The 23,111-nt window shown below is 66.1% G+C and carries 22 protein-coding genes; 10 read left to right on the forward strand and 12 right to left on the reverse strand.

Annotated elements, in window-relative coordinates:
• Window positions 1-3 precede the first annotated feature (3 nt).
• The 4 genes from FYJ28_RS13990 to FYJ28_RS14005 form a co-directional block, all read right to left on the reverse strand.
• Entirely contained in the window at window positions 4-1,443 is a 1,440-nt protein-coding gene (locus tag FYJ28_RS13990; protein ID WP_154579705.1) for a dihydrolipoamide acetyltransferase family protein, read from the reverse strand.
• A gap of 58 nt (window positions 1,444-1,501) precedes the next feature.
• Window positions 1,502-2,476, reverse strand: a complete 975-nt coding sequence (locus FYJ28_RS13995; RefSeq protein ID WP_154579706.1) for an alpha-ketoacid dehydrogenase subunit beta — start codon at window positions 2,474-2,476, stop codon at window positions 1,502-1,504.
• A complete protein-coding gene (gene pdhA / locus FYJ28_RS14000; RefSeq protein WP_154579707.1) occupies window positions 2,473-3,696 on the reverse strand; it encodes a pyruvate dehydrogenase (acetyl-transferring) E1 component subunit alpha in 1,224 nt (407 codons plus the stop codon). Before pdhA ends, FYJ28_RS13995 begins: the two co-directional genes overlap by 4 nt.
• Before the next feature lie 145 nt (window positions 3,697-3,841).
• A complete protein-coding gene (locus tag FYJ28_RS14005; protein ID WP_154579708.1) occupies window positions 3,842-4,981 on the reverse strand; it encodes a histidinol-phosphate transaminase in 1,140 nt (379 codons plus the stop codon).
• 113 nt (window positions 4,982-5,094) lie between these two features.
• Here FYJ28_RS14005 and FYJ28_RS14010 point away from each other — a divergent pair, with 113 nt between their 5' ends.
• Together FYJ28_RS14010 and purB are read left to right on the forward strand one after the other, a co-directional pair.
• Window positions 5,095-5,493 (forward strand): phage holin family protein, encoded by a 399-nt coding sequence (locus tag FYJ28_RS14010; protein ID WP_154579709.1) that lies wholly within the window; start codon window positions 5,095-5,097, stop codon window positions 5,491-5,493.
• 116 nt (window positions 5,494-5,609) lie between these two features.
• The gene (gene purB, locus FYJ28_RS14015; RefSeq protein WP_154579710.1) at window positions 5,610-7,034 is read left to right on the forward strand and encodes an adenylosuccinate lyase; all 1,425 of its coding nucleotides are present in this window, start codon (window positions 5,610-5,612) and stop codon (window positions 7,032-7,034) included.
• Window positions 7,035-7,182: 148 nt separating this feature from the next.
• Here purB and rlmN read toward each other — a convergent pair whose 3' ends face one another.
• The gene (gene rlmN, locus FYJ28_RS14020; RefSeq protein WP_055242957.1) at window positions 7,183-8,409 is read right to left on the reverse strand and encodes a 23S rRNA (adenine(2503)-C(2))-methyltransferase RlmN; all 1,227 of its coding nucleotides are present in this window, start codon (window positions 8,407-8,409) and stop codon (window positions 7,183-7,185) included.
• 130 nt (window positions 8,410-8,539) lie between these two features.
• On the opposite strand from rlmN, the gene FYJ28_RS14025 reads away from it, so the two are divergent.
• Entirely contained in the window at window positions 8,540-9,064 is a 525-nt protein-coding gene (locus tag FYJ28_RS14025; RefSeq protein WP_055242405.1) for a GNAT family N-acetyltransferase, read from the forward strand.
• A 12-nt stretch (window positions 9,065-9,076) separates the two neighbouring features.
• Here the strand turns inward: FYJ28_RS14025 and FYJ28_RS14030 are convergent, their stop codons facing one another.
• Together FYJ28_RS14030 and FYJ28_RS14035 are read right to left on the reverse strand one after the other, a co-directional pair.
• Window positions 9,077-9,898, reverse strand: a complete 822-nt coding sequence (locus FYJ28_RS14030; protein ID WP_154579711.1) for a DUF1295 domain-containing protein — start codon at window positions 9,896-9,898, stop codon at window positions 9,077-9,079.
• Between the two features lie 83 nt (window positions 9,899-9,981).
• A complete protein-coding gene (locus FYJ28_RS14035; RefSeq protein ID WP_442778591.1) occupies window positions 9,982-10,461 on the reverse strand; it encodes a nucleoside deaminase in 480 nt (159 codons plus the stop codon).
• Window positions 10,462-10,626: 165 nt separating this feature from the next.
• Between FYJ28_RS14035 and FYJ28_RS14040 the strand changes: the two genes are divergently transcribed.
• On the forward strand, window positions 10,627-11,442 hold the full coding sequence (locus FYJ28_RS14040) for an SMP-30/gluconolactonase/LRE family protein (protein ID WP_154579713.1): 816 nt from the start codon (window positions 10,627-10,629) through the stop codon (window positions 11,440-11,442).
• On the opposite strand, the gene FYJ28_RS14045 is transcribed toward FYJ28_RS14040, so the two are convergent.
• Both FYJ28_RS14045 and FYJ28_RS14050 read right to left on the reverse strand, forming a co-directional pair.
• Window positions 11,439-12,677 carry an MFS transporter gene (locus FYJ28_RS14045; RefSeq protein WP_154579714.1) on the reverse strand — a complete coding sequence of 413 codons (1,239 nt, stop codon included), beginning with the start codon at window positions 12,675-12,677 and terminating at the stop codon, window positions 11,439-11,441. The genes FYJ28_RS14040 and FYJ28_RS14045 overlap by 4 nt on opposite strands.
• A gap of 132 nt (window positions 12,678-12,809) precedes the next feature.
• Window positions 12,810-13,958 (reverse strand): MFS transporter, encoded by a 1,149-nt coding sequence (locus FYJ28_RS14050; protein ID WP_326831734.1) that lies wholly within the window; start codon window positions 13,956-13,958, stop codon window positions 12,810-12,812.
• An 85-nt stretch (window positions 13,959-14,043) separates the two neighbouring features.
• Here FYJ28_RS14050 and FYJ28_RS14055 point away from each other — a divergent pair, with 85 nt between their 5' ends.
• The gene (locus FYJ28_RS14055) at window positions 14,044-14,619 is read left to right on the forward strand and encodes a TetR/AcrR family transcriptional regulator (RefSeq protein ID WP_154579715.1); all 576 of its coding nucleotides are present in this window, start codon (window positions 14,044-14,046) and stop codon (window positions 14,617-14,619) included.
• Between the two features lie 63 nt (window positions 14,620-14,682).
• On the opposite strand, the gene FYJ28_RS14060 is transcribed toward FYJ28_RS14055, so the two are convergent.
• The 3 genes from FYJ28_RS14060 to FYJ28_RS14070 are packed head-to-tail and all read right to left on the reverse strand — an operon-like array spanning window position 14,683 to window position 17,909.
• Window positions 14,683-15,624 carry a sugar phosphate isomerase/epimerase family protein gene (locus FYJ28_RS14060; RefSeq protein WP_154579716.1) on the reverse strand — a complete coding sequence of 314 codons (942 nt, stop codon included), beginning with the start codon at window positions 15,622-15,624 and terminating at the stop codon, window positions 14,683-14,685.
• Window positions 15,625-15,667: 43 nt separating this feature from the next.
• A complete protein-coding gene (locus FYJ28_RS14065; RefSeq protein ID WP_154579717.1) occupies window positions 15,668-16,438 on the reverse strand; it encodes an SDR family NAD(P)-dependent oxidoreductase in 771 nt (256 codons plus the stop codon).
• Between the two features lie 52 nt (window positions 16,439-16,490).
• Window positions 16,491-17,909 (reverse strand): GntP family permease, encoded by a 1,419-nt coding sequence (locus FYJ28_RS14070; RefSeq protein WP_154579755.1) that lies wholly within the window; start codon window positions 17,907-17,909, stop codon window positions 16,491-16,493.
• 201 nt (window positions 17,910-18,110) lie between these two features.
• Between FYJ28_RS14070 and FYJ28_RS14075 the strand changes: the two genes are divergently transcribed.
• The 5 genes from FYJ28_RS14075 to FYJ28_RS14095 all read left to right on the forward strand — a co-directional run bounded on the left by FYJ28_RS14075 (window position 18,111) and on the right by FYJ28_RS14095 (window position 23,027).
• Window positions 18,111-18,827 carry a GntR family transcriptional regulator gene (locus tag FYJ28_RS14075; protein ID WP_154579718.1) on the forward strand — a complete coding sequence of 239 codons (717 nt, stop codon included), beginning with the start codon at window positions 18,111-18,113 and terminating at the stop codon, window positions 18,825-18,827.
• A gap of 123 nt (window positions 18,828-18,950) precedes the next feature.
• Complete coding sequence (locus FYJ28_RS14080) at window positions 18,951-19,937, forward strand: 3-hydroxyacyl-CoA dehydrogenase family protein (protein WP_154579719.1); 987 nt, start codon at window positions 18,951-18,953, stop codon at window positions 19,935-19,937.
• Between the two features lie 101 nt (window positions 19,938-20,038).
• Window positions 20,039-21,781: a dihydroxyacetone kinase family protein gene (locus tag FYJ28_RS14085; protein WP_154579720.1), complete on the forward strand. Its 1,743-nt coding sequence runs from the start codon at window positions 20,039-20,041 to the stop codon at window positions 21,779-21,781.
• Window positions 21,778-22,569 (forward strand): triose-phosphate isomerase, encoded by a 792-nt coding sequence (locus FYJ28_RS14090; protein WP_326831735.1) that lies wholly within the window; start codon window positions 21,778-21,780, stop codon window positions 22,567-22,569. Before FYJ28_RS14085 ends, FYJ28_RS14090 begins: the two co-directional genes overlap by 4 nt.
• Entirely contained in the window at window positions 22,566-23,027 is a 462-nt protein-coding gene (locus FYJ28_RS14095) for a ribose-5-phosphate isomerase (RefSeq protein WP_154579721.1), read from the forward strand. The genes FYJ28_RS14090 and FYJ28_RS14095 overlap by 4 nt, the downstream gene beginning before the upstream one ends.
• Window positions 23,028-23,111: the final 84 nt, after the last annotated feature.

The raw sequence follows: 23,111 nt of genomic DNA on the forward strand, positions 1-23,111 counted from the left end.
AGCCTAGTCCAGAAGCAGTGCGGGTTCCTCCAGAATGGCAGCGACATCGGCCATAAAGCGGGCTGACAGGTCGCCGTCCACCACCCGGTGGTCGAAGGAGCCGCCGAGGGTGGTAATCCAGCGGGGGATCACTTCGCCGTCCAGGACCCAGGGCTTCTGCTTGATCGTGCCAAACGCCACGATGGCAACTTCTCCGGGGTTGATGATCGGCGTGCCGGTATCGATGCCCAGGGCGCCGATGTTGGTGATGGTGAGCGTTCCACCGCGCATGTCCGCGGGCGGCGTCTTGCCCGCCCGGGCAGTGGTGGCGAGTTCGTTCAGGGCAACCGCGAGTTCCTTCAGGGAAAGATCCTGTGCGTCCTTGATGTTCGGCACCATCAGGCCGCGCGGCGTGGCGGCGGCAATTCCGAGGTTCATGAAGTGCTTCACATGGATCTCATCCCCGGCCCAGGTGGCATTCACTGAGGGGTTCCGGGCTGCGGCCCAGATAACCGCCTTCGCCAGGATCAGCAGCGGGGACACCTTGATGCCCTCGAAGTCCCGGGACGCCTTGAGCCGTTTGACGAACTCCATGGTCCGGGAGGCATCAACGTCAACGAAGATGCTGACGTGCGGCGCACTGAAGGCACTGTCCACCATGGCCTTGGCGGTGGCCTTGCGGACGCCCTTGACCGGGATGCGCTCAATGCGGCTGTCCTGCGGCCCGCTCGACGGCGACCAGAAGGTGCCTGCCGAATCCACCTCGGACTCGCGCTGGGCCTGGTAGCTGATCAGGTCCTGCTTGGTGACCTCTCCGCCCGCGCCGGTGGCGGGGACGTCTGCGAGGTTGATGCCGAGGTCCTTCGCGGCCTTGCGGACCGGGGGCTTGGCGAGGACCCGCAGAAGGAGCTGGTTGAAGCGGTCCTGCACGGCCGCGCCTGCTGCCGCTACAGCCGCACCGCGCGGGTCGTGGCGGGACGCAGGGCGCGCTGCCGGCTCTGTCCCGGCTGCATCCCGCTGCGCTGTCTCAGCCGGGGCTGCCTTCTGCGCGGCGGCAGGCCGGTTTCGGCGCGGGCGCCGCCGGACGGCGTCGGCCTTGGGGCCCGTGCCGGTCAGCGAAGCGGACGGCGGGCCGTCTGCGGCCGCGGGTGCCGCCGTCGCGGCTGTTGTGGCGGGGTTGGCTGCCTTGCCGGTACCGGACTTGCCGGCGGCCTTCTTTGCCGCGCCTGCGGCCACCTGGAAAATCGGGGTACCGACCTCCACCGTGGTGCCTTCGGGGACCAGGATGCCGGTGACCGTTCCAGCGTAAGGGGACGGGAGTTCCACGAGTGACTTCGCGGTTTCGATTTCCACGATCACTTCATTGATGGCGACCGTGTCACCTTCCTTGACCCGCCACTGGACGATTTCGGCCTCGGTGAGTCCTTCTCCGACGTCGGGCAGTTTGAACGTTTTCTCAGTCATGGCATCTCGATCTGGCGTGGGCCGGCAGCGCCGGCGGCGGAAGCTGTCTGTGGATCTGTCAGTAGGAGAAGACGGTGTCCAGGGCATCCAGGAGCCGGTCGATGTCCGGCAGGTAGTGCTCCTCAACGGCCGCTACGGGGTAGGGCATATGGAATCCGCCCACCCGGAGCACCGGGGCTTCAAGGTGGAGGAAGGCTCGCTCAGCGACTCGGGACGCGATTTCCCCGCCGATGCCGCCGAACGTCGGGGCCTCATGGGTCACGATCAGGCGGCCCGTGCGCCGAACCGATTCGGTGACGGTGTCAAAGTCGATCGGCGAGATGGAGCGGAGATCGATGACCTCGATGCTCCGGCCGTCTTCCGCAGCCGCTTCGGCAGCGGCCAGGGCCACCGGCACCAGCGGTCCGTACGCCACGATGGTGGCATCGGTCCCGGCGCGGAGTACCTGGGCGGTAAAGGGGTCGCCCGACGGCGTCGAGGTATCGACTTCTCCCTTGAGCCAGTAGCGGCGCTTGGGTTCGAAGACGATCACGGGGTCCTTGCCCTGCATGGCCTGCTGGATCATCCAGTACCCGTCCTGCGGGCTCGAGGGGGCGAGGATCCGCAGCCCGGCAGTGTGCGCGAACAGCGCTTCGGGCGATTCGGAGTGGTGCTCGATCGAGCCGATACCGCCGCCGTAGGGAATCCGGATGACAACGGGCGCACTGAGTGCCCCCTCGCTGCGCGAGTGCATCTTGGCCAGCTGCGTGGTGATCTGGTTGAAGCCGGGGAACACAAAGCCGTCGAACTGGATCTCGCAGACCGGGCGGTAGCCGCGCAGGGCCAGACCGATGGCGGTGCCGATGATTCCGGACTCAGCCAGCGGCGTGTCCATCACCCGGTCCGTGCCGAACTCAGCCTGCAGACCTTCGGTAATTCGGTAAACGCCGCCAAGCGCACCAATGTCCTCGCCCATCAGCAGGGTCTTGGGATCCGCGGCCAGCCCTGCACGGAGGCCCGCGTTGATGGCCTTGGCCATGGTCATTGTGCTCATGCGCCGACCTCTTCCGTGTCAACAGTGTCTTCAGGGTCCGAGCCGTCGCTGTCCGTGTCGGCAAAACCGGCCTCGTAGGCCCGGTGGAATTCCAGTTCCTCAGCGATCAGCGGGTGCGGTTCGGCATAGACGTCAGCGAAGGATTCAGCGAACGACGGCGCCTCCATCGCCTGGACATCGGCGCGCAGCTGCGCCGCAAGGTCGTCTGCTTCGGTGGAAAGGGATGCGAAGAACGCGTCGTCTCCGGCCCCGCTGGCACGCAGGTGCTTCTCCAGGCGGGTAAGGGGGTCACGGCCGACCCAGGCCTGTTCGTCAGCGGAGAGCCGGTATTTCGTGGGGTCGTCGGCTGTGGTGTGTGCACTCATCCGGTAGGTGAACGCCTCAATCAGCACCGGCCCCCTTCCGCTCCTTGCATGCTCCAGGGCCCACCGCGTGACAGCGTGGACAGCCAGGACGTCATTGCCGTCTACCCGGATACCGGGGAAGCCATAGCCCTGGGCCCGGTTCGCCAGCGGTATGCGGGACTGGACTTCGGTGGGCACGGAGATTGCCCAGTGGTTGTTCTGGCAGAAGAACACCACCGGCGCATCGTAGGAGGCAGCGAAGACCATGGACTCGTGGATATCCCCTTCCGAGCTGGCTCCGTCACCGAAGTAGGCAACGGTGGCTCCCGCGGGCTGGGAGGGATCCGCGGCATTGTCACGGGCCATGCCCATTGCGTAGCCGACGGCGTGGGGAACCTGGGCCGCCAGGACCAGTGTGTAGAGATGGAAGTTGGATTCCCGGGGATCCCAGCCGCCGTGCGAGATGCCGCGGAAGCGGCGAAGCAGGTGGGAGAGCTGGAGCCCGCGCGTCAGGGCTACTCCGTGCTCGCGGTATGTGGGGAAGACGTAGTCCTGTTCGGCCAGTGCCCGGCCGGAGCCGATCTGGGCTCCTTCCTGGCCCGTGAGCGGAACCCACATCACCAGTTCGCCCTGCCGCTGCAGGGCGGTTGCTTCGACGTCGAACCGCCGGATCAGGAACATGTCCCGGTAGAAGGAGCGCAGCGCTTCGCCGTCGATGTCCTCGACGTACCGGCCGTACAGCTCATGTCCGGTGCGCTCCCCTTCCGGGGTCAGCAGCTGAACCATGCCGTCCGGTGCGCTGCCGGGGGCAGGCACCAGCGTCTCATTCAGTGCCGACGAATCGAATTCGCTGGCGGGCAAGTGCTCCAGGGCCATACCTCTCCTCGCCGGGGTAGGCACCAGGCCCCGCCCCCGCTAGAAATATGCGTTCCCGGGAATATGTACCCGGTGCGGCATATGTGTGGAAGTTACTTTCCATCAGCCTAGCGAGGGCGGAGACCCGGACAGCACCTAAGACACGCTAGGAAACCCGGGGGCCTTTTGTATAAGTCGCACATAAAGCGAGGAAACGGCTGTTGGCTTCCTCTTCTCCAATGGTGACCCGGATACCCTCAGTGCCGAATGCCCGGACTGCCAGTGCCTGCTGCTCTGCAAGCACTGCAAACTCGGGGGTATTCTCCCCCAGAGCCAGCCAGACAAAGTTGCCCTCAGCCTGGGGAATGTCCCATCCAAGCTCCTGCAGCCCGGTCACGACGCGGGTCCGTTCAGAAACCAGCGCTTGTATTCTTTCCACAAGTTCGTCGTGGTACTTCAGGGAAGCGATGGCTGCCTGCTCCGCGATCTGGGAGACGGCGAACGGCACGGCAGTGACCCGCAGATACTGGGTCAGGTGCGGATGGGAAATGGAGTAGCCCACGCGGAGTCCGGCCAGGCCTGCCCCCTTGGAGAAGGTGCGCAACACCACCACGTTCTGGTGCCGGCGGTAGATATCCACGCCGTTGACGGCGCCCGGATCCCGGACGAAGTCCTCATAGGCCTCGTCGATCACCACGATCACGTCAGAGGGAACCTTCGCCAGGAAAGCCTCGACATCCTCCGTGCTCAGCACCGGCCCGGTGGGGTTGTTCGGGGTGCACAGCAGGACCATTTTGGTGCGGTCGTTAACCGCAGCGGCCATTGCGTCCAGATCGTGGCGACCATCTGCGAGCAGCGGCACCTGCACGCTGCGGGCTCCGGAAAGCCCCACGGAAATGGGATACGCCTCGAAGGAACGCCAGGGGTAGATGACCTCGTCCGGGGTGCCGTCTTCATTCTGCCCGGCAAAGGTGGCCAGCAGCTGGTTCAGCGCCCCCAGGCTTCCGCCGCCCGTGACGATGTCCTCAGCAGGGACATCCAGGAAGGACGCCAGTTCCATCCGCAGCGCCGTTGCCAGCGGATCGGGGTAGCGGTGTACGTTCGGGTGGGCAGCAATGGCTTCCAGGACTGAAGGCAGCGGCGGGAAGGGGTTCTCGTTTGAGGAGAGCTTGTAGCTCTGAAGCCCTTCGATAGCCACAGGCGGTTTCCCGGCAGCGTAGCGCGGCAGCCGGTCTACCACCGGGCGCGGACTAATGCCGGGCGCCGGATCAGCCACAGCGTTGGTGTCATTCTCGGTAGTGGTCATGGCTTAAGACTAGTCCGGTTTTAAGGGTGCTTATGTGACCTGCTGCACAGCCCCTTCTTCAGCGGTACCGGCCGGCGCTTGGGCAGCGGGAGCCGCTGTGCCAGCATTAGGGCATGCGCCTGCTGCTGAGAATCATCATTAATGCTTTGGCCCTCTGGGTTGCGGGGCTGGCACTGCCCGGAATCACGGTCGGAGAATCAGGGACATCCGCCACCGGGAACCCAACGCTGGACATTGTGCTGGCGTACCTCTTTATTGGCCTGGTTTTCGGCGTCGTCAACGCCTTGGTGCGTCCGATCGTCAAACTTCTGGCCCTGCCCCTCACGATTCTGACCCTTGGCCTGTTCACCGTGATCATCAACGCCGCCATGCTGATGCTCACGGCCTGGCTGACCAGCTTCACGCCCGTGCACTTTGAGATCGACTCCTTCTTCTGGACGGCCATCGCGGCATCCATCATCATCAGCGTGGTCTCCCTGCTGGCCGGTTCCCTGGCAGGCACACGCCGCTAGCAGCCGGGTTCGGAAACCCGTTCCGGGGCTGGCGCGCTGCACCCCCCCCGCACGGCTCGACGTCCCCGCGCCGTCACGGAATCGGCCCGGACGCGGGACCGTGGAAGAATTGCCGTATGGCCGATTCTTCTCCCGCACCCCGCGTCTCCCTTGCCTCCGTAACCCCTGCAATCGCGCTGGGGCCGCTGGACGGCCGGTACCGTTCCGCCACCGCACCACTGGTGGACTACCTCTCCGAGGCCGCACTGAACCGCGACCGCACCCACGTTGAAGTTGAGTGGCTGATCCACCTCACCTCCAACTCCGTCCTTCCCGGCACCTCCCCGCTCACCGCCGGGCAGCAGGCGCAGCTGCGCGAAATTGTCTCCGGATTCGACGGCAACTCCGTGAACGAGCTGGCGGAAATCGAGCAGGTCACTGTCCATGACGTGAAGGCCGTGGAGTACTACATTGGCCGCCGGCTGGCCGCGATCGGGATCGAGAACCTCACCCCCCTCGTGCACTTTGGCTGCACCTCGGAAGACATCAACAACCTTTCCTACGCACTGGGCGTCAAGGGTGCCGTGGAGAACGTCTGGCTGCCCGCCGCACGGAAGATGGTGGGGCAGATCGCCGCCCTGGCTGAGGAGACCCGCTCGGTCCCAATGCTCTCCCGCACCCACGGCCAGCCCGCCACCCCGACCACGCTCGGCAAGGAACTGGCCGTCACCGTGCACCGCCTGACCCGCCAGCTGGACCGCGTTGCGGGCACCGAATTCCTCGGCAAGATCAACGGCGCCACCGGCACCTACGCCGCGCACTACGCGTCCGTGCCCGGTGCCGACTGGCAGCAGGTGGCCAAGTCCTTCGTCGAGGGCCTGGGCCTGACCTGGAACCCGCTGACCACGCAGATCGAGTCGCATGACTGGCAGGCCGAGCTGTACGCGGACATGGCCCGCTTCAACCGGATCCTGCACAACTTCTGCACCGACGTGTGGAGCTACATCTCCATCGGCTACTTCGCGCAGGTTCCCGTCGCGGGTGCCACCGGTTCCTCCACCATGCCGCACAAGGTCAACCCGATCCGCTTCGAGAACGCCGAAGCCAACCTGGAGATCTCCAACGGCCTGCTGGACACCCTGGCTTCCACCCTGGTGACCTCCCGCTGGCAGCGCGACCTCACTGACTCCTCCTCGCAGCGGAACATCGGCGTCGCGTTCGGCCACTCCCTGCTGGCCATCTCCAACGTGGCAAAGGGCCTGGAGCGGCTGAACGTTGCAGAGGACGTTCTGGCAGCAGACCTGGACACCAACTGGGAAGTCCTGGGTGAAGCCATCCAGATGGTGATGCGTGCAGAGGCTGTCGCCGGCGCACCGGGCATGGAAAACCCGTACGAGCGGCTCAAGGATCTCACCCGCGGACACCGCGTGGATGCCGAGCGCATGAAGGAATTCGTCTCCGGGCTGGGCCTGCCGGCCGAAGCCGAGGCACGCCTGCTCGCGCTCACCCCGGCCAAGTACATCGGCATCGCCGAGAACCTGGTGGACCACCTGCAGAAGTAGGACTCCACACAGAACAACGACGGCGGGAGGCCGGGTTCGAAAACCCGGCCTCCCGCCGTCGTTGTCTGGTTTTTGCTCCGCTTTGGGAACATGCTCCGGTCCGCCGCGGAGCGTTTGTCACAAACCGGAGCGGAACCGGAGCGGAGAGTTAGTCCGCCGCAGCCAGCTGGCCGCAGGCGCCGTCGATTTCCTTGCCGCGGGTATCGCGCACCGTGGTGGGAACGCCGGCGTCGATCAGGGTGTCGATGAACTCCTGGATGACGTCCGGCTCCGGGGAAGTCCAGATAGAGCCCGGGGTCGGGTTCAGCGGAATCGGGTTCACGTGGACCCAGCCGCGGCCGCGCGAATTGAGCTTCTTCGCCAGCAGGGCTGCACGCCAGGGGTGGTCGTTCATGTCCTTGATCAGCGCATACTCGATGGACACGCGGCGGCCGGTGACGCGGTAGTAGTTGTACGCGGCGTCGAGCGCCTCGTCCACCTTCCAGCGGCTGTTAACCGGAATCAGGTCATCACGCAGTTCATCATCCGGTGCGTGCAGGCTCAGCGCGAACGTGACCGGAATGTTCTCCTCGGCCAGCTTCTTGATGGCCGGAACCAGGCCCACGGTGGAGACCGTGATGTTCCGGGCGCTCATGCCCAGGCCCTCGGGAGCTTCGGCGGCCATGCGGTGCACGGCGTTCATCACGCGCTTGTAGTTGGCCAGCGGTTCGCCCATGCCCATAAAGACGATGTTGGTGACGCGCTCGGCGTCGTGCCCGCCGTCGCGGCGCTTGCCGCCCAGCCCGCCTTCAGCGATAACCCGGTTGGCCTGGACAATCTGGTCCAGGATTTCCGCGGCAGACATGTTGCGGGTCAGGCCGGCCTGGCCGGTGGCGCAGAACGGGCAGTTCATGCCGCAGCCGCACTGGCTGGAAACGCAGAGCGTGATCCGGCCGGGGTAGCGCATCAGCACCGATTCAACGAGCGAGCCGTCGAACAGCCGCCAGAGGAACTTGATGGTGTCCCCCTTGTCCGTGGTCAGGCGCTTCACCTCGGTGAGCAGGGTCGGGAACATCTCCTTGACCAGCTCGTCGCGGCGCTCCTTGGGGAGGTCGCTCATCTTCTCAGGGTCCGTGGTGTAGTGCTGGAAGTAGTGCACCGAGAGCTGCTTGGCGCGGAACGCGGGCAGGCCCAGGGACTTGAGCTTCTCCTGGCGCTGGGCAAGCGTGAGGTCAGCGAGGTGTTCCGGCGGCTGTGACACACGCGGGGACTTGAACTGCAGCAGGGGGCGGCCGTCTGGCTCTTTGGCCTGCTCCCAGCCTTCGGTTGCGGGACGTACCTGCGGCTTGTCGCCGGATACGCTCAGGGCAGCTGGGGAAGTTTTGGGGGAAGTCATCTCTTCCATTTTTGCATGCCTTGGCGAATCGTGTATTTGGCTTAGCCCAGTTCTCACACAGCGGAAACACGGCGGAAATCCGGCCTTCGTAGATTGAGGTGAACCAGTCCCGCAGGCCCAGGAGGTTCATGTGTTCCCGCTTCCCCCGAACCTTTCCATCCGTGAGGTGCCCTGGTCCAACCCGGTGGGCGCTGACCTGCGGAGGGCCCAGCAGGCCGAACTGGATTCCCGCTACGGGCGCCCGGACCACGACCCTTCTCCCCCTACCGAAGCGGACACTGCTGTCTTCGTGATCGCCTATGAACGCAGCTCGGGACAGCCGCTGGGCTGTGGGGGGCTGCGGCGGCTGGACCCTTCCACCGCCGAAATCAAACGCATCTACGTGCTGCCCTACGCCCGCGGCTCAGGTGTGGCCACGGCGATCCTTTCTTCGCTGGAATTCCGGGCCCGCGCCGCAGGGTACGGCGCGGTTACCGCGGAGGCGGGCTCAGCCCAGTCCGACGGGAAGCGGTTTTACGCGCAGGCGGGCTACAACCAGGTGCCGAACTTCGGGCCCTACACAGACCTTCCCCACTCCACCTGTTTCGCCAAGGTGATTGAGCCGGGAGTGCGGGCGACCGAGCTTAGCGCTTCCTTCAGAGTGGAAGGCCCCTAGGCCACAGTTCCCTCAGCCTGCCTCAAGGGGACGGGAGCGGCCCCGCTGCGGCAGCGGTATGACCGGCGAAGTGCGGCGCTGGTACTGCCGGTAGGCCGGATACCGGCCAGCTGAAATACTCTCCGTGAACACTGTGGACCCGGCGAAAAGCAGGGTCAGCAGCAAAGGTCCCGCAAGCGTCCAGTGCAGCCAGGTTCCCGAGGCCACCACTGCAAAACCGTAGAAGAGCCACCACTGGGCCTGCTCGAAGAAGAAGTTCGGATGCCTGGAATAGCGGAACAGTCCGGTCTGCACAAAGCCCTGGCCGGCTTCCCGCCCGGCGGCGCGTTCGGCCCTTTTGAGCCGCTGGTAGTTCCACTGTTGCTGGTCCGCGGTGGTCTCCCCCGCCAGTGCTGCGAGAAACAGGACGGCTAGCGCCCAGTCCCAGACACCCAGCGGCCCGGGGTTCTCATAGACGGTGAGGGCCGGAAGCGTCATCAGCCAGATGATTCCGTTCTGGTAGATGCTGATGAAGCCCAGGTTGAACAGCTGGAACTGCCATGGCCGCAGCCGGCCGCGCAGGATCGCCCAGCGGTAGTCCTCGCCGCCGGGAGCGTAACCGCCCTTGCGGGCAAAATTGAAGGTGAGCCGGGCACCCCACAGGGTCACGAGGAGTGCCATCAGGACCAGCCGGGCTTCGAGGCCCGACGCCGCAGCGAACACCCAGACGTACGCCACCGGAACGATCGACCAGATCCGGTCAGTCCAGGAGTACTCCCGCGTGATGAGGGACAGGATCCATGTGGCGGCGGTGACCGTCAGAAAGATCCACAGGCACACACGAACCGGGTCCATTCTTGGAGGATACGGCTCTCACTGACCCGGCGGGACCCCTGCCCGTCCGGTAGCGGGCGCGAAGGGGAAACCCGGCCGCCAGCCTAGTACTCGGTACGGGAGGCGGCGGCGTTCCAGGCTTCAAACGGAGCGGTCCGGGACTGCCCGGAGAGCTGCACCACCGGCATGGACCGCTTCTCGACGGGCGTTTCGAAGTATTCGTAGAACACGGCGTCGTCGAAACCGGCTGCTGCGGCGTCGTGCCGGTCCGCGGCATAAACCACCCGGTCAATGCGCGCCCACAGCGCCGAGGCCAGGCACATGGGGCAGGGCTCGCAGCTGGTGTAGAGGACTGCACCGCTGAGGTCGAACGTTTCAAGGGCTGCACAGGCGTTCCGGATGGCGGTGACTTCCGCGTGCGCGGTGGGATCGTTGCTGGCGGTGACGCGGTTGACGCCGTCGAACGCCTGCCCGTCGCTTGTGACAATGACGGCGCCGAAGGGCCCGCCGCTGTCTGCCACGTTGGCGGTGGCCAGTTCAATGGCCCGGGAAAGGTATGCGGCGTCTGTGGTCATGGGTTTCACCCTCTGCGGTCATGGCCCCGGCGGTCTCTCCGGCCGGGAACTGCCAGGTAGTTGACACCGGCCGGTGCCCGCCTTCGCACATCCGAGATTAGCACCACGTCCGCCGGCTGCAGCAGGTGGGGTCGGATAGATTACATCCACACCCGTTTTCCCGGAAAGGCAGGCATGAACCAGACAGAGTGGACTCCGGTCAGTACGCACGCACTGGACCTCGGCGAGGGACTGCGCCCCACCCGGGACGGTGCCCGCTGGGTGGACCTTGAAAACGGTGAACTTTACGCCTGGACTCCCGGGAACGGCGCTGCGGTGCTGACGCACCGCCTTCCGCAGCCGCTGGGTTTTGCCGAAGAGGATGCAGCCGGGCGGCTGATCGCGGCTGCCGGCACCGGCGTCGTCGAGCTTCTTGTCGACGGAACGGCCGTTCCGCTGGCGGATACCGGCCTGAACCCGGCGCGCTACCGCGTCAATGACGGCGCGTTCGCGCCGGACGGTTCGCTGTGGTTCGGCACGATGGTCCACGACGGCTCCGAACCGGGCGGCGCGGTGTGGCGCTGGGATCCGGCGAGCGGCGCCGTAGTGCAGCTGCGCGGCGGCATTCCGATTCCCAACGGTCCGCTGTTTCTGCCGGACGGGCGCAGGGTGCTGATTTCGGACACTGAGGCCGGAACCATCCTGAAGACGACGACGGCGGACCCCGGCGTGACGGAGGTGTTCGCCCAGGTGCCGGACGGAAATCCGGACGGCATGTTCGCGGACGCCCGCGGCCGGATCTGGAGTGCCGTGTGGGGTGCGGCGCGGTTGGACGTCTACGCCGGGGACGGTCAGCGGCTCGGCTCCGTTCCGCTGCCGGTCCGCCAGCCCACCAGTGTGCTGGTTCTGGACGGCCAGGTGCTGGTCACCAGCGCCGCCACGGGTCTCTCCGATCCCGGACCGCTGGACGGCTACACCCTCACCGCCCCCCTGTCTGAGGTGCTCCCCTAGTCCTGGCGTGAGCCGCCGACGAACCGCGCGCGGCCGGCCAGGAAGCCCGTGAAGGCTGCGGCTATCCCGATGCCCATGAACATCACCGCCGCAGGGGTGAAGGAACCCGAGGACGTGTGGAGAATGCCCACCAGCAGCGTACCGGAGGAGCCCACCCCGTAGCCGATGCACTGCATCATGCCGGACAGGCGGGCCGCGGTGCCGGCGTCGTGGGTTCGCAGCACGATCATGGTCAGCGCCAGCGCGGTGAGGCTGCCCTGCCCGACGCCGAGCATTACGGCCCAGACCCAGATCAGGTCCAGCGGTCCCAGGATGGTGAGCGCGAATCCGGCACCGGTCAGCAGTGCGATGAAGGCGTTGAGCCAGCCCTGGCTGGGCAGCCGGGCAGCCAGCGGCGGGGCCAGGAAAGATCCGAGGACCTGCACGACGATCGAGCCGGCCACCACGTAGCCGGCCATGGCGCCGTCGATCCCCCGCTCGCGCAGGATCGGTGCCAGCCAGGCGAAGACACTGAAGGACATCATGGCCTGCAGGGCCATAAACCCGGTGATCTGCCAGGCCAGCGCGGAGCGCCAAACCGACGGGCCGGCGTCGGCCTGGGCTGTGCCCGGGGTTCGGCCGCGGCGCAGGGCCAACGGCGCGAACAGCAACACCACCAGGGCGGCGGGCAGGGTCCAGAACGCAAGGGCGTTCTGCCAGGATCCGGTGGCCTGCAGCAATGGCTGGGTGAATCCGGCGCCGAGCGCTGCCGCAGCACAGATGGACCCGGTGTACAGGCCGCTCATCAGGCCCAGCCGGTGCTGGAAGTCCCGCTTGACCAGGGTGGGGAGCAGGACGTTGACGACGCCGATGCCCGCCCCGGCGGCGATGGTTCCGGCGGCCATGGCGGTGAAGTCGCCGGTGCCGCGGACCGCGAGGCCCGCGGTCAGGACTCCCACGGCGGCGAGGATCGTGCGTTCAATCCCCAGTTTCCGGGCCAGTGCAGGAGCGGCGGGAGCCACGAGCCCCAGCAGCAGCACGGGTCCGGTGGTGAGCACGCTGACCAGGGCCGGGGGCATCCCGGAGGCTTCGGTGATTTCCGGAAGGATGGCGGAGAAGCTGGAGAAGACGGTGCGCAGGTTCAGGCCAATGAGCACAATGCAGACGGCCAGCAGGACGCCGGCACTGGGTCGGGATGGCGCCTTCGGCGGTGCTGTGCGCTCCGGTGCCTGATCCTGGATGGCAGTGTTGCCCATGGTGTCCTCTCCCCGAGGACAAGCCCCGTACGTTCGCAGGACAACGGTACGAGCAACCCTGTGGCCTGACCAAAACGCCCCCATCGAGATGACAGAGACTGCCCGTTTCAGCGCTGTAACGGGCAGTTTCGCTCATCTCGATGAATTGGGGACAGGCGAAGGCTCCCGGTCCGTGCGCCCGCGCAGCCAGGCCGGGCCGATCGCCAGCAGGCCGGCGACGGCGGCCAGGGCGAAGGCGGGCAGTGGATCCTGAGGCTGGAGCACGGCACCCAGACCAACCGATCCCGCGGCCTGCCCCACTGCCAGGGCTATAAAGAGCGCCACCGTTCCGGCTGACCCGTTTTCGGGGAGAACCCGGACAGCCCAGACGATCAGCACTCCGCTCATGGCGATGTAGCTGGCGCCGAAGAGTGCCGCTGCGCCGTACGCAACTGCCGGGAAACCCGGTGCAGCAGCCAGCAGCAGCGTGGCGGCTGACATCAGGGCGGTGGTCGCGGTCCAGGCCGTGCCCAGGCTCCAGTTCTGCACGATCGTCCCGGCGCCTGCGCCCAGCATCCCGAAGGCGCCCAGCACCGTCCAGGCGCCGATCGAGTACAGCTCAGCGTCCGTACCGTCAGCCAGGACGGTGCGGCCGAAGGTCCAGACCGCGGCACTGGAGGCACCTGCCAGGCCCGCGGCCAGCAGCGGCCAGCCGAGCAGCAACAGGTCTTTGCGGCCAGGACGCGGTGCCGGAGCAGCGGTTGCGTTCTTCCGGTCGGAGCGCAGGGTCGCGGCCGTCGCCAGGATAACGACGGCCGCAATGACCGCCCAGCCGAGCCTCCACTGGGTGCCGACCAGGATCAGAAGCGCCCCGGCGGCCACCAGCCCGGCGCCGGTCCCCGAGTTGACGATGGTCTGCGCGTTTTCCTGCCGCCGGTCCTCCACGTTGGATTCTATGAGGCTCACGAGTCCGGGCGTCGCGAACCCGGCCCCGGCTCCGGCGAGCACAATGGCTGCTGCGAGCACGCCGGCGTTCGGGGCAGCGGCGACTCCGGCGGTTCCCAGCGCGGCGGTTGCCCCGGCCAGCAGGATCACCAGCCGCGGCCGGCTGCCGAGCCGGGCTGCCAGCAGGGCCGTGACGCAGTAAGAGAGGAAGCTTCCGGCCTGGATGGCACCGGAAAGCGCCGGCCCCAGGGCGTATGCCTCGGCGAAGCGTGGCAGGAACAGGCCGTACCCGAAGCGGGCCAGCCCGTAGGTAGCGGCGATCAGGGCCAGGCCGCTGGCCACCAGCTTCCACTGCACTGCAGACTCCCGCCTCCCGAACCAGAACGATCGTTACAGTCAAACAGAACTATCGTTTCGGAACAAGGCTGGCTAGAGTTGGCCCATGACCACCGGCCAGAAACTCCCGGCACGCGGGCGGCTGCTCGCGGCGGCCGAAGAAGCCTTCTTCTCCCGCGGCATCCGCGCCACGGGCGTGGACGAACTGCTGCGTGCCGCCAATGTGTCCGCTGCGAGCCTCTATTCCCATTTCGGCAGCAAGGACGGACTCGTGGCAGAGGTCCTCCGCATCCGCCTCGCCGATTGGCAGTCTGTCTGGGACGAGTGCGTGGTGAAAGCCGGCAGCGACCTGGATCGGCTGCTGGCCGTGTTCGATGCCCTCACTGCCTACCGGGAACGCCAGCCGGCGGTACGGTGGTGCGCTTTCCTCGCCACGGCCACGGAAATGCCCGATTCCGGGGTGGAAATCGCCGCGGTTCTCGCCGCAGACACCGCCCTGCTGAAGGAGAGGCTGCGACACTTTGCCGAGCCGCTGGCAGGCGTCCGGGCCGCGGACCTGGCAGACGACGTCGTGCTGGCCTACAGCGGAACGCTCACCGCTTTCCTGCGCGGGTATCCGGCGGACCCGATCTTGGCGGGGCGCCGGGTTGCTGCTGTGGCAGCGGCTGCCTATTCCCCCTGACGGTAAGCGAGCGGCCCCTTGGCGCCCCTCCCTGGCACGGGAAGGAACAGCAAGGGCCCCTCCCTACGCCTCCGGCAGCTTCGCCCGGAGGATATCGCGGATGTAGTCGCGGTTCATGGCGGTCACCGTGAGTCCGTCGCCGCCGTAGTGCTCCACGCACATCGGGCCTTCAAAACCAGCCTCCAGGGCCATGCCGATGGCTTCGCGGTAATTAATAAAGCCGAGGGCCAGTGGTGCCGGGGATGAGGCATAGGACCCGGTAGCCGGATCGTAGTCGCGGAAATAGTTCTTCAGCTGCCAGTAGTTGGCGTGCGGAAGCATCTTCTCCAGCATCGTGCGCCAGTCTTCCACCTCGCGGTGCAGGCGAACGATGTTGCCAATGTCCGGGCACAGACCGACGTTCGGCAGGCCTACGGCGTTTACCAGCGCAACTGAGCTGTCTGCGGTGCCGAGGAAGGTTCCTTCATACATTTCCAGGGAGAGACTCACGCCCCGGCCAGCGGCATACTCACCCAGGTCGCGGAACCGTTCAGCCGCTTTCTCACGGTTGGCCGGCGAGTCTTCGTCCTCCGCGCCCTGCGCCAGCCAAAACCAGGTGGCCTCCTGCTGCGCCGGAGTCAAGGGGTCATGCAGCCCCAGGCAGACCATTGGAACCTCCAGGTCGGCCGCGGCATCGATGGTTCGCTTGGTGTAATCCATGTTGCGCCGGGCCTGGGATTCATCCGGGGTGATTACGCTCTTGCGGGTGACCGCAATGTCGCTGAAGGACAGATCATAACTCCGGGCGGCAGCCAGCAGCTCGCGGCGGCCCGCAGCATCCAGATCACCGGGGCGAACCCAGGAGTCCGTCAGATCGACGTGATCGAAGCCGGCAAGCCGCACCTCGCGCAGGGTCTGGCGCCAGGCCGAAGCGCCGGCACCCGTGCGGTCTTCTCCCGACGCGGTGACGCCTGTGAAGTTCAGCAGTGCTGCACCGATGGGCCATGATTCGGGGGTATAGGTCATTGGAGGTTCTCCTTAGCTGGGCGTGAAATTCGGGCGGGCCTTCTCAGACCATGTGCTTGCCGCCGTCAATGAAGTACGAGCTGCCGTTGACGAATCCGGCTTCTGCTCCCACCAGGAAGCTGACCAGGGCGGCGACGTCAGATGGCTGGCCAACTCGCTGCACCGGGATGCCGGCGGACATTTCTGCCTTGCGTTCCTCGCTGAGGCGTCCGCCCATAATGTCGGTGTCGATGGGGCCGGGAACGATGGCGTTGCAGGTGATGCCGTGGACCCCGAGTTCGCGGGCGGCCCCGCGTGTAAGGCCGAGGACGGCCGCCTTCGCGGCGGCGTATCCGGTCTTCGAGAAGGTTCCTCCGCCGTCGTACGCAGTTATGGAGGACGTGTTGACGATCCGGCCGCCAAGGCCGCCGTCGACCATCCTGCGGGCTGCGGCCTGCATCATGAGCAGCGTGCCTGTGGCATTGATGTCCACAACTTTCCGCCAAATCTCCGGGGAAAGTTCAAAGAGACCGTGCGGGCTGGCGATTCCGGCCAAATTGACCTGCGCCAGCACCGGCGGCAGCTCGCCGTCCATCCGCGAGAAGGCAGCCGCAACCGCGGCGGGATCTGTGACGTCGGCGGCCAAGCCCAGCACAGGTTGGCTGGACTGCGTGCCCAGTTCTTCGGCCGCGGCACTCACGGCGGACTCATCGATGTCAATCAGTGCCAGGGACCAGCCGTCCTTGGCCAGCCGGCGGGCAACGTGCCGCCCGATTCCGCGTTCCCCTCCGGCTCCGCTAATGACGGCTGTCCGTTCAGATGGAAATGAAGACATGGTCTCTCCTGGAGATGGTTTGGAGTGGACAGGCAGAGTGAATGCACCCCGGTCAGCTGGCGATGGCGTAGACCACCCACGCCAGGCCAAAGGAGAGGAATCCAATGGCAGTGCCTACCACCGTCCAGGTTTTGAGGGTGGTGAGCGTATCGAAACCGCAGAACCGGCCGATCAGCCAGAACCCGGAATCGTTGACGTGGGAGAAGGTGATGGAGCCGGCGGCAATGGCCACAACGACGGCGGCCAGCCCAACGCCCGACACCCCAAGTTCAGCGACGGCGGGAGCCATAATTGACCCGGCCGTCGTGGCGGCCACTGTCGCTGACCCCTGAGCGACACGGAAGGCAACTGCCACCAGGAATCCAGCCAAAATGACCGGCAGCCCCATGGCATCCAATCCGTCTGCAATGGTGCCTCCGATGCCGGTCTCCGTGAGAACCCGGCCAAAGGCACCGCCGGCACCGGTAATCAGGATGATGGAACAGACCGGAGCCAGAGCGTTGTCCACCAGGTCCTCCAGGGCGCCGCCGATAGTGCCGCGCCCGCGGCGGGGCCGGATGTAGAGCAGGTACATAGCGGCCACTGCGGCGATGAGGAGAGCGATGGGGGTACTGCCTATCAGCCGGGAGAGCTGGAACAGGAAATTCTCGTCATCCACCGCGCCGTTGGCTTCAAGGGTGCTGAACAGGGTATTGAAGAAGATCAGGACCAGCGGCAGCAGGAGTACGGAGATGATTGTCCAAAAGCCCGGCCGAGGGGTGTTCTCATCAATGTCTGCCTGGCCCAGCAGATTGGGCACGGGCATATTCGGGTAGCGCTTGGCAATGAGCAGCGCCAGCCGATAGCCGCCCAGGTACCATGCGGGCAAGCCGACCAGGAGCGCAACCAGGACGACCACGCCTACATCCGCACCCATGACCGTCGCCGCGGCAGTGGGCCCGGGGTGCGGCGGAGTTAGCGCGTGCATCATCAGGAATGATCCGATAGAGGGCAGCACATAGAGCATGAAGGATCCGCCGAGGCGGCGCGCCACGGTATAGATAATGGGCAGCATGACGATAAACCCGGCGTCCAGGAAGATCGGGAAGGCGTAGAAAAGTGAGGCCACCGCCAGCGCCAGCGGTGCGCGTTTCTCTCCGAAGCGCCGAAGCATGGCATCAGCCAGTACCTGCGCCCCGCCGGAGACCTCAACCAGACGGCCCAGGACGGCTCCGAAGCCCACCAGTAGGGCAACCGTGCCGACGGTAGTGCTGAATCCGGCCACCACAACCGTCACAACGTCCCCGACACCAATCCCGGCTGCCAGGGCCGTGAGCACACTGATGATAATCAGGGCAAAGAACGCGTGAAGCCGCAGCTTGATGATCAGGAGCAGCAGCGCGGCAATCGCCACCACAGCAATGGAAATGAGGGCCCAGGCAGGACGCTCAGCGATAACGAGCGTCTCCGTCGGGACGGCCGTGGAAAACATGTGCATAGCGTGAACACCTTTGATCGCGCGAAAATGTGGTGCATCCCACACCTTATTGCCCAATACCCTATAGGATATTTGCTAGGTGTCTACTCCAGGTGGCGAGCACCCGAAGTGCGGAGCTGTGAGGCCTGTCGCCTTGTCGTCACCCCACGCGTGGGAGAATTCAGGGAGAGAGCAGGAACGAACAATGGGAGCGGCATGAACGAGGACGCGGGCAGGGCATGGGTGCAGCGCAGCGTTCTGGCTGACCAGGTATACAAAGAGATCCTCGCGCGGCTTATGGACGGCAACCTTAAGTCCGGCGACCCCCTAAGCATCGACGGAACAGCGCGGGAGCTCGGCGTCTCTCCGACGCCGGTACGCGAAGCACTGGCCCGCCTGGAATCCACCGGCTTAGTGGTCCGCGCCGCCCTGCGCGGCTACCGTGTGGCACCAATGCTGAGCTACGCAGAACTCATGGATCTCATGGCGGCTCGCCTGCTCATTGAGCCGCACAACGCGGAAATCGCCTGTACCCGCGCCGAGGAATCCTTCCTCAGGGAGCTTGAGGAATCCATCGCAGACCTGCGCCAGGCGCCGAACGGCCCCCAATTCTCCGACTACCGCTCGTACTGGGAGGCGGATGAGCGCTTCCACCGGCTCATTGCCGAACGCACCGGCAACAAGTTCCTGGTAGCTGCGTACGACTCACTGGGTGGCCATGTGCACCGCTTCCGCCTTTTTGGGGGTACAGGAGTACGCGACGCCCGCAGTGCCATCGAGGAACACACCCTCATCCTCGAAGCCATGCGCCGGGGCAACCCGGCCGCAGCACGTGAGGCAATGGCGGCTCACATTGGCGGCGTTCGGGCCCGCGCGGCCCGCGAAGCCGAGCTCACTGCACCGCGCACACAGGAGGCCAGGCCCGTTCCCTGAACCGGGAGCCGCAGCATTGAGTGGTTGACATCACACACAAGGCCGTGAATCCTATAGGAAAGATGACGCGGCGGTCATTGATCCGCCGCGTCACGGCCCAGTGCGATATCGGAGGACCATCGAATGACCCAGCGAACAGTTGCCGTAGTCGGTTCCGGATACATGGGCGGAGGGATCGCACAGGTGCTTGCTCTTGGCGGCGCCCGCGTAGCGCTTGCCGATGTTTCGCAGGAGGTGGCGGAGAAGAACCTGCAGCGCCTCCTCACCGAAGCCGAGCAGTTTGTCTCCGACGGACTGTTCCCGGCCGATGCCGTCCAGCGCCTGGAGGAGAACCTGTGGGCGGCCCCGAGCATTGAAGAGGCAGTGGCCACGGCCTCCTACATAGAGGAGGCCGTGCCCGAGATCCTCAATATCAAGCACTCCACTCTGGCACGGATCAGCGCCGCCGCACCCGAGGATGCGGTCATCGGCTCCAACACCTCCACCATCCTGATCGCCACGCTTGCTGAAGCCGTCACGAATCCGGGCCGCTTCCTGGGTGTCCACTTCTCCAATCCAGCGCCGTTCATTCCCGGCGTTGAAGTGATTCCGCATGCCGGAACCACGCCGGAGACCGTGGAGACAGCCCGCGAAATCGTCGCGCTCACCGGAAAGCAGGCGGCGGTCGTCAAGGATGTGACCGGCTTCGTGCTCAACCGCCTGCAGTACGCCCTCTTCCATGAGGCCGCGCAGGTTGTGGAAGAGGGGATTGCCAGCGCCGAGGACGTGGACACCCTGGTGCGCACCACTTTCGGCTTCCGGCTGCCGTTCTTCGGCCCCTTCGCCATCGCCGACATGGCCGGACTGGACGTCTACTCCTTCTGCTACGCATCCCTGCAAACCTCCTTCCCCGAGCGGTTCGCGACCCCGAAAATCCTTCAGGACCTGGTGGACGACGGAAAGCTGGGCACCAAATCGGGCGCCGGATTCCTGCAGATCCCCGCGGACCGGACACAGGACCTTGTGGCCTACCGCAACAAGGCGTACGTTGCCATGTCCGGACTGCTGAAGGACCTGGGCCCGAGTCCCGCCGAGGACCTCCCGGCGCAGGATGGCCGAGCTGCCAACTAGCGCCGGATTAGCACCGCACCCTACGCACAGAGACGTGTACCACCCTCCGGCGCCCAGGCTGGCCCGGAGGCGGATGCCAAAGACGACCAAGGCTGGAACCCATGACCTATCTCCTGAATGACCCCGCGGACTTCGCCTCTGACGCGCTCCGCGGATATGCCGCCGCCCATCCTGCCCACGTAGTGCTTGCCCACGGGGGCGTAGTGCGCGCAACCGAGACACCCGCCGGCCAGCCTGCGCTGGTGATCGGCGGCGGTTCGGGCCACTACCCCGCGTTTGCAGGGTGGGTCGGCCCCGGCATGGGCCACGGGGCCCCCTGCGGCAATATCTTCTCCTCCCCTTCTGCATCGCAGGTGTATTCAGTGTCACGGTCAGCGGAGAACGGCGGCGGAGTGATCCTGGGCTTCGGCAACTACGCCGGTGACGTGCTGCACTTCGGTCAGGCCGCCGAGAAGCTGCGCGCCGAGGGCATCGATGTGCGGATCATCCGGGTCTCGGACGACATTGCTTCCGGGCCGGCCGGCCAGCACCGCGACCGTCGCGGCATTGCCGGCGACCTGGTGGTGTTCAAGATCGCCGGGGCGGCAATCGAGGCGGGGGCTGACATTGACGAGGCCGAACGTGTGGCGTGGAAGGCCAACGACGCAACCCGCTCCTTCGGCGTCGCGTTCGAAGGCTGCACACTGCCCGGCGCGGACGAAGCGCTCTTCCATGTGCCCGAAGGGGAGATGGCTGTTGGGCTGGGAATCCACGGCGAGCCGGGTATCCGCGAGGTACCGCTGGGCAGTGCGGCCGACGTCGCCGACCTGCTTCTCAACGGCGTCCTCGAAGAAGAGCCGGAACGGCTCGACGGCGGTTACGCCGGGCGGGTAGGCGTAGTGCTCAACGGACTGGGGACCGTGAAGTACGAGGAGCTTTTCGTGGTCTACGGACGGGTGGCCGAACGGCTTGCGGCCCTCGGCTTCACCGTAGTGGCCCCTGAGATCGGAGAGCACGTCACCAGCCTGGATATGGCAGGACTGTCCCTGACCGTTGTGTTCCTGGATGACGAGCTTGAGCGGTACTGGCTTGCCCCAGCAGACACGCCGGCCTTCCGCCGCACGGCATCTGCTCCCGCCGGGGCTGCGCGCACCACGCTTCACACACCCGGCCAGGACCCGATCCCGGAAGCCTCGGAGGATTCCCGCCGGGCAGCCCTGCAGATCGTGAGGGCGCTTGATGCGCTGCGTTCCGCGGCTGCGGAGCACGAAGCTGAATTCGGCCGCCTCGACGCGGTGGCCGGCGACGGCGACCACGGCCAGGGCATGGCCTTCGGGACCAACGGTGCCGCCGCGGCAGGCACCGCCGCTGCCCGGGAAGGTGCCGGAGCGCGGACCGTCCTCCTGCATGCCGGCGACGCCTGGGCAGAGGAAGCCGGCGGCACATCCGGCGCTCTCTGGGGAGCGGCACTGACCGCAGCCGGCAGCGTTTTCGACGACGCCGCTGGGGTTGGCCCGCGGGACGCCGTGGACGCTCTGGCTGCCGGCATCGACGCCGTCTCCCGGCTCGGCGGCGCCCGCCCGGGGGACAAGACCATGATCGATGCGGCCCTGCCCTTCCGCGAAAGCCTGCTGCGCGAATTTGAGGCAACCGGTGATCTGGCCGGATCCGTCCGTGCTGCCGCCGCGGTTGCCCGGGAGGCGGCGGAGGCCACGGCCTCCATCACCTCGCGGCTGGGCCGCTCCCGGATCCTGGGCGAAAAAAGCCTAGGCACTCCGGATCCCGGCGCGTTCTCCTTCGCCGTGCTTATGGATGCGCTCGGGATGGCCCTCGACGCCGCTCCGGATCCCCTGGAGGCGCCGTGACCGTGTGGATCGGCACCAGCTGGAAAATGAACAAGACACTCGCGGAGGCTGTGGACTACGCCGGCGGCCTGCGCCAGGCCCTGTCCGGACGCAGCCTCGGCAGCGTCCAGCCGTTCATCATTCCCCCGGCCACGGCACTGGCCTCGGTGGCCGGGGTGCTGGATGGAACCTCTGTGCTGGTGGGCGCCCAGAATGCCCACTGGGAGGATGCCGGCGCCTGGACCGGAGAAGTGTCGGTTCCCCAGGTGTCCGATGCTGGGGCACGGCTGGTGGAAATCGGGCATTCGGAGCGGCGCGAACATTTCGGTGAGACAGATGAAACTGTCCGGAAAAAAGTGGATGCCACCCTGCGGCATGGCCTGATTCCCTTGCTCTGCATCGGCGAACCTGACGAAGTGCACAATGCCGGAACCTCATCCGAGTACATCCTGGAGCAGGCGCGGCGGGCACTGGACGGGCTGGAGGACGCCCTGCTGGCGAAGGTCCTCATAGCCTATGAACCCATCTGGGCAATCGGCGCCGGCGGACGCCCCGCCCACCCGGACGAGCTCCGGGCACCCTTCGCAGCCCTGGCCGGGACATTCGGTGGCCGGGTTGCCGGACTGCTCTACGGAGGTTCCGTGGATCTGGCCAACGCATCCGGACTTCTTGACCTGCCGCACGTCGACGGGCTCTTCGTGGGACGGGCAGCTTGGGCGCTCGAGGGGTATGTGCAGTTGCTGGACCTTGCCGCTGGCCTGGCCGGCGGGGACGAACGTAGAAGCGAAATGGAAGGTGTGGACCAATGAGCGGGAAACTTCGAATCGTCATCGGCAGCGATGATGCAGGATTCGACTATAAGGAGGCCCTGCGCCGGGACCTGGAAGCGGATGAAAGGGTGGAAAGCGTAGTCGACGTCGGCGTATCGGACACCGAGGACACCGCATATCCACATGTGGCGGTGGACGCCGCGCGGAAAGTGGCCTCAGGTGACGCCGACCGCGCCCTGCTGGTCTGCGGCACAGGGCTGGGCGTGGCGATCTCTGCGAACAAGGTACCGGGCATCCGGGCCGTGACCGCGCATGATTCCTACTCCGTGGAACGCTCGGTACTTAGCAACAACGCGCAGGTGCTTTGCATGGGTCAGCGCGTCATCGGACTGGAGCTGGCCCGGCGGCTCGCGAAGGAATGGCTGGACTACGTCTTCGATCCCGGCAGCGCATCAGCTTCCAAGGTTGACGCCATCAGCGGTTACGAAGCCGGTTAGAAGCCCGAGGCGCCACAGGTTGAATAGAAGGGCCGCCGTCAAAAGACGGCGGCCCTTCCAAGTGGCCTTCCCGTAGCCAGCAGC

Origin of the sequence: Arthrobacter sp. BL-252-APC-1A (assembly GCF_009696625.1) — a bacterium.
Lineage (GTDB): Bacteria > Actinomycetota > Actinomycetes > Actinomycetales > Micrococcaceae > Arthrobacter_B.

Bases quoted from the DNA above. Each gene is read 5' to 3' on its own strand.
- FYJ28_RS14065 (WP_154579717.1), bottom strand. From the start codon at position 16,438: ATGTCTTCATTTCCATCTGAACGGACAGCCGTCATTAGCGGAGCCGGA.
- FYJ28_RS14005 (WP_154579708.1), bottom strand. From the start codon at position 4,981: ATGACCACTACCGAGAATGACACCAACGCTGTGGCTGATCCGGCGCCC.
- FYJ28_RS14070 (WP_154579755.1), bottom strand. From the start codon at position 17,909: ATGTTTTCCACGGCCGTCCCGACGGAGACGCTCGTTATCGCTGAGCGT.
- FYJ28_RS14030 (WP_154579711.1), bottom strand. From the start codon at position 9,898: ATGGACCCGGTTCGTGTGTGCCTGTGGATCTTTCTGACGGTCACCGCC.
- FYJ28_RS14045 (WP_154579714.1), bottom strand. From the start codon at position 12,677: ATGGGCAACACTGCCATCCAGGATCAGGCACCGGAGCGCACAGCACCG.
- pdhA (WP_154579707.1), bottom strand. From the start codon at position 3,696: ATGGCCCTGGAGCACTTGCCCGCCAGCGAATTCGATTCGTCGGCACTG.
- FYJ28_RS13990 (WP_154579705.1), bottom strand. From the start codon at position 1,443: ATGACTGAGAAAACGTTCAAACTGCCCGACGTCGGAGAAGGACTCACC.
- FYJ28_RS14095 (WP_154579721.1), top strand. From the start codon at position 22,566: ATGAGCGGGAAACTTCGAATCGTCATCGGCAGCGATGATGCAGGATTC.
- FYJ28_RS14060 (WP_154579716.1), bottom strand. From the start codon at position 15,624: ATGACCTATACCCCCGAATCATGGCCCATCGGTGCAGCACTGCTGAAC.
- rlmN (WP_055242957.1), bottom strand. From the start codon at position 8,409: ATGACTTCCCCCAAAACTTCCCCAGCTGCCCTGAGCGTATCCGGCGAC.
- FYJ28_RS14055 (WP_154579715.1), top strand. From the start codon at position 14,044: ATGACCACCGGCCAGAAACTCCCGGCACGCGGGCGGCTGCTCGCGGCG.
- purB (WP_154579710.1), top strand. From the start codon at position 5,610: ATGGCCGATTCTTCTCCCGCACCCCGCGTCTCCCTTGCCTCCGTAACC.
- FYJ28_RS14040 (WP_154579713.1), top strand. From the start codon at position 10,627: ATGAACCAGACAGAGTGGACTCCGGTCAGTACGCACGCACTGGACCTC.
- FYJ28_RS14075 (WP_154579718.1), top strand. From the start codon at position 18,111: ATGAACGAGGACGCGGGCAGGGCATGGGTGCAGCGCAGCGTTCTGGCT.
- FYJ28_RS14010 (WP_154579709.1), top strand. From the start codon at position 5,095: ATGCGCCTGCTGCTGAGAATCATCATTAATGCTTTGGCCCTCTGGGTT.
- FYJ28_RS14085 (WP_154579720.1), top strand. From the start codon at position 20,039: ATGACCTATCTCCTGAATGACCCCGCGGACTTCGCCTCTGACGCGCTC.
- FYJ28_RS13995 (WP_154579706.1), bottom strand. From the start codon at position 2,476: ATGAGCACAATGACCATGGCCAAGGCCATCAACGCGGGCCTCCGTGCA.
- FYJ28_RS14080 (WP_154579719.1), top strand. From the start codon at position 18,951: ATGACCCAGCGAACAGTTGCCGTAGTCGGTTCCGGATACATGGGCGGA.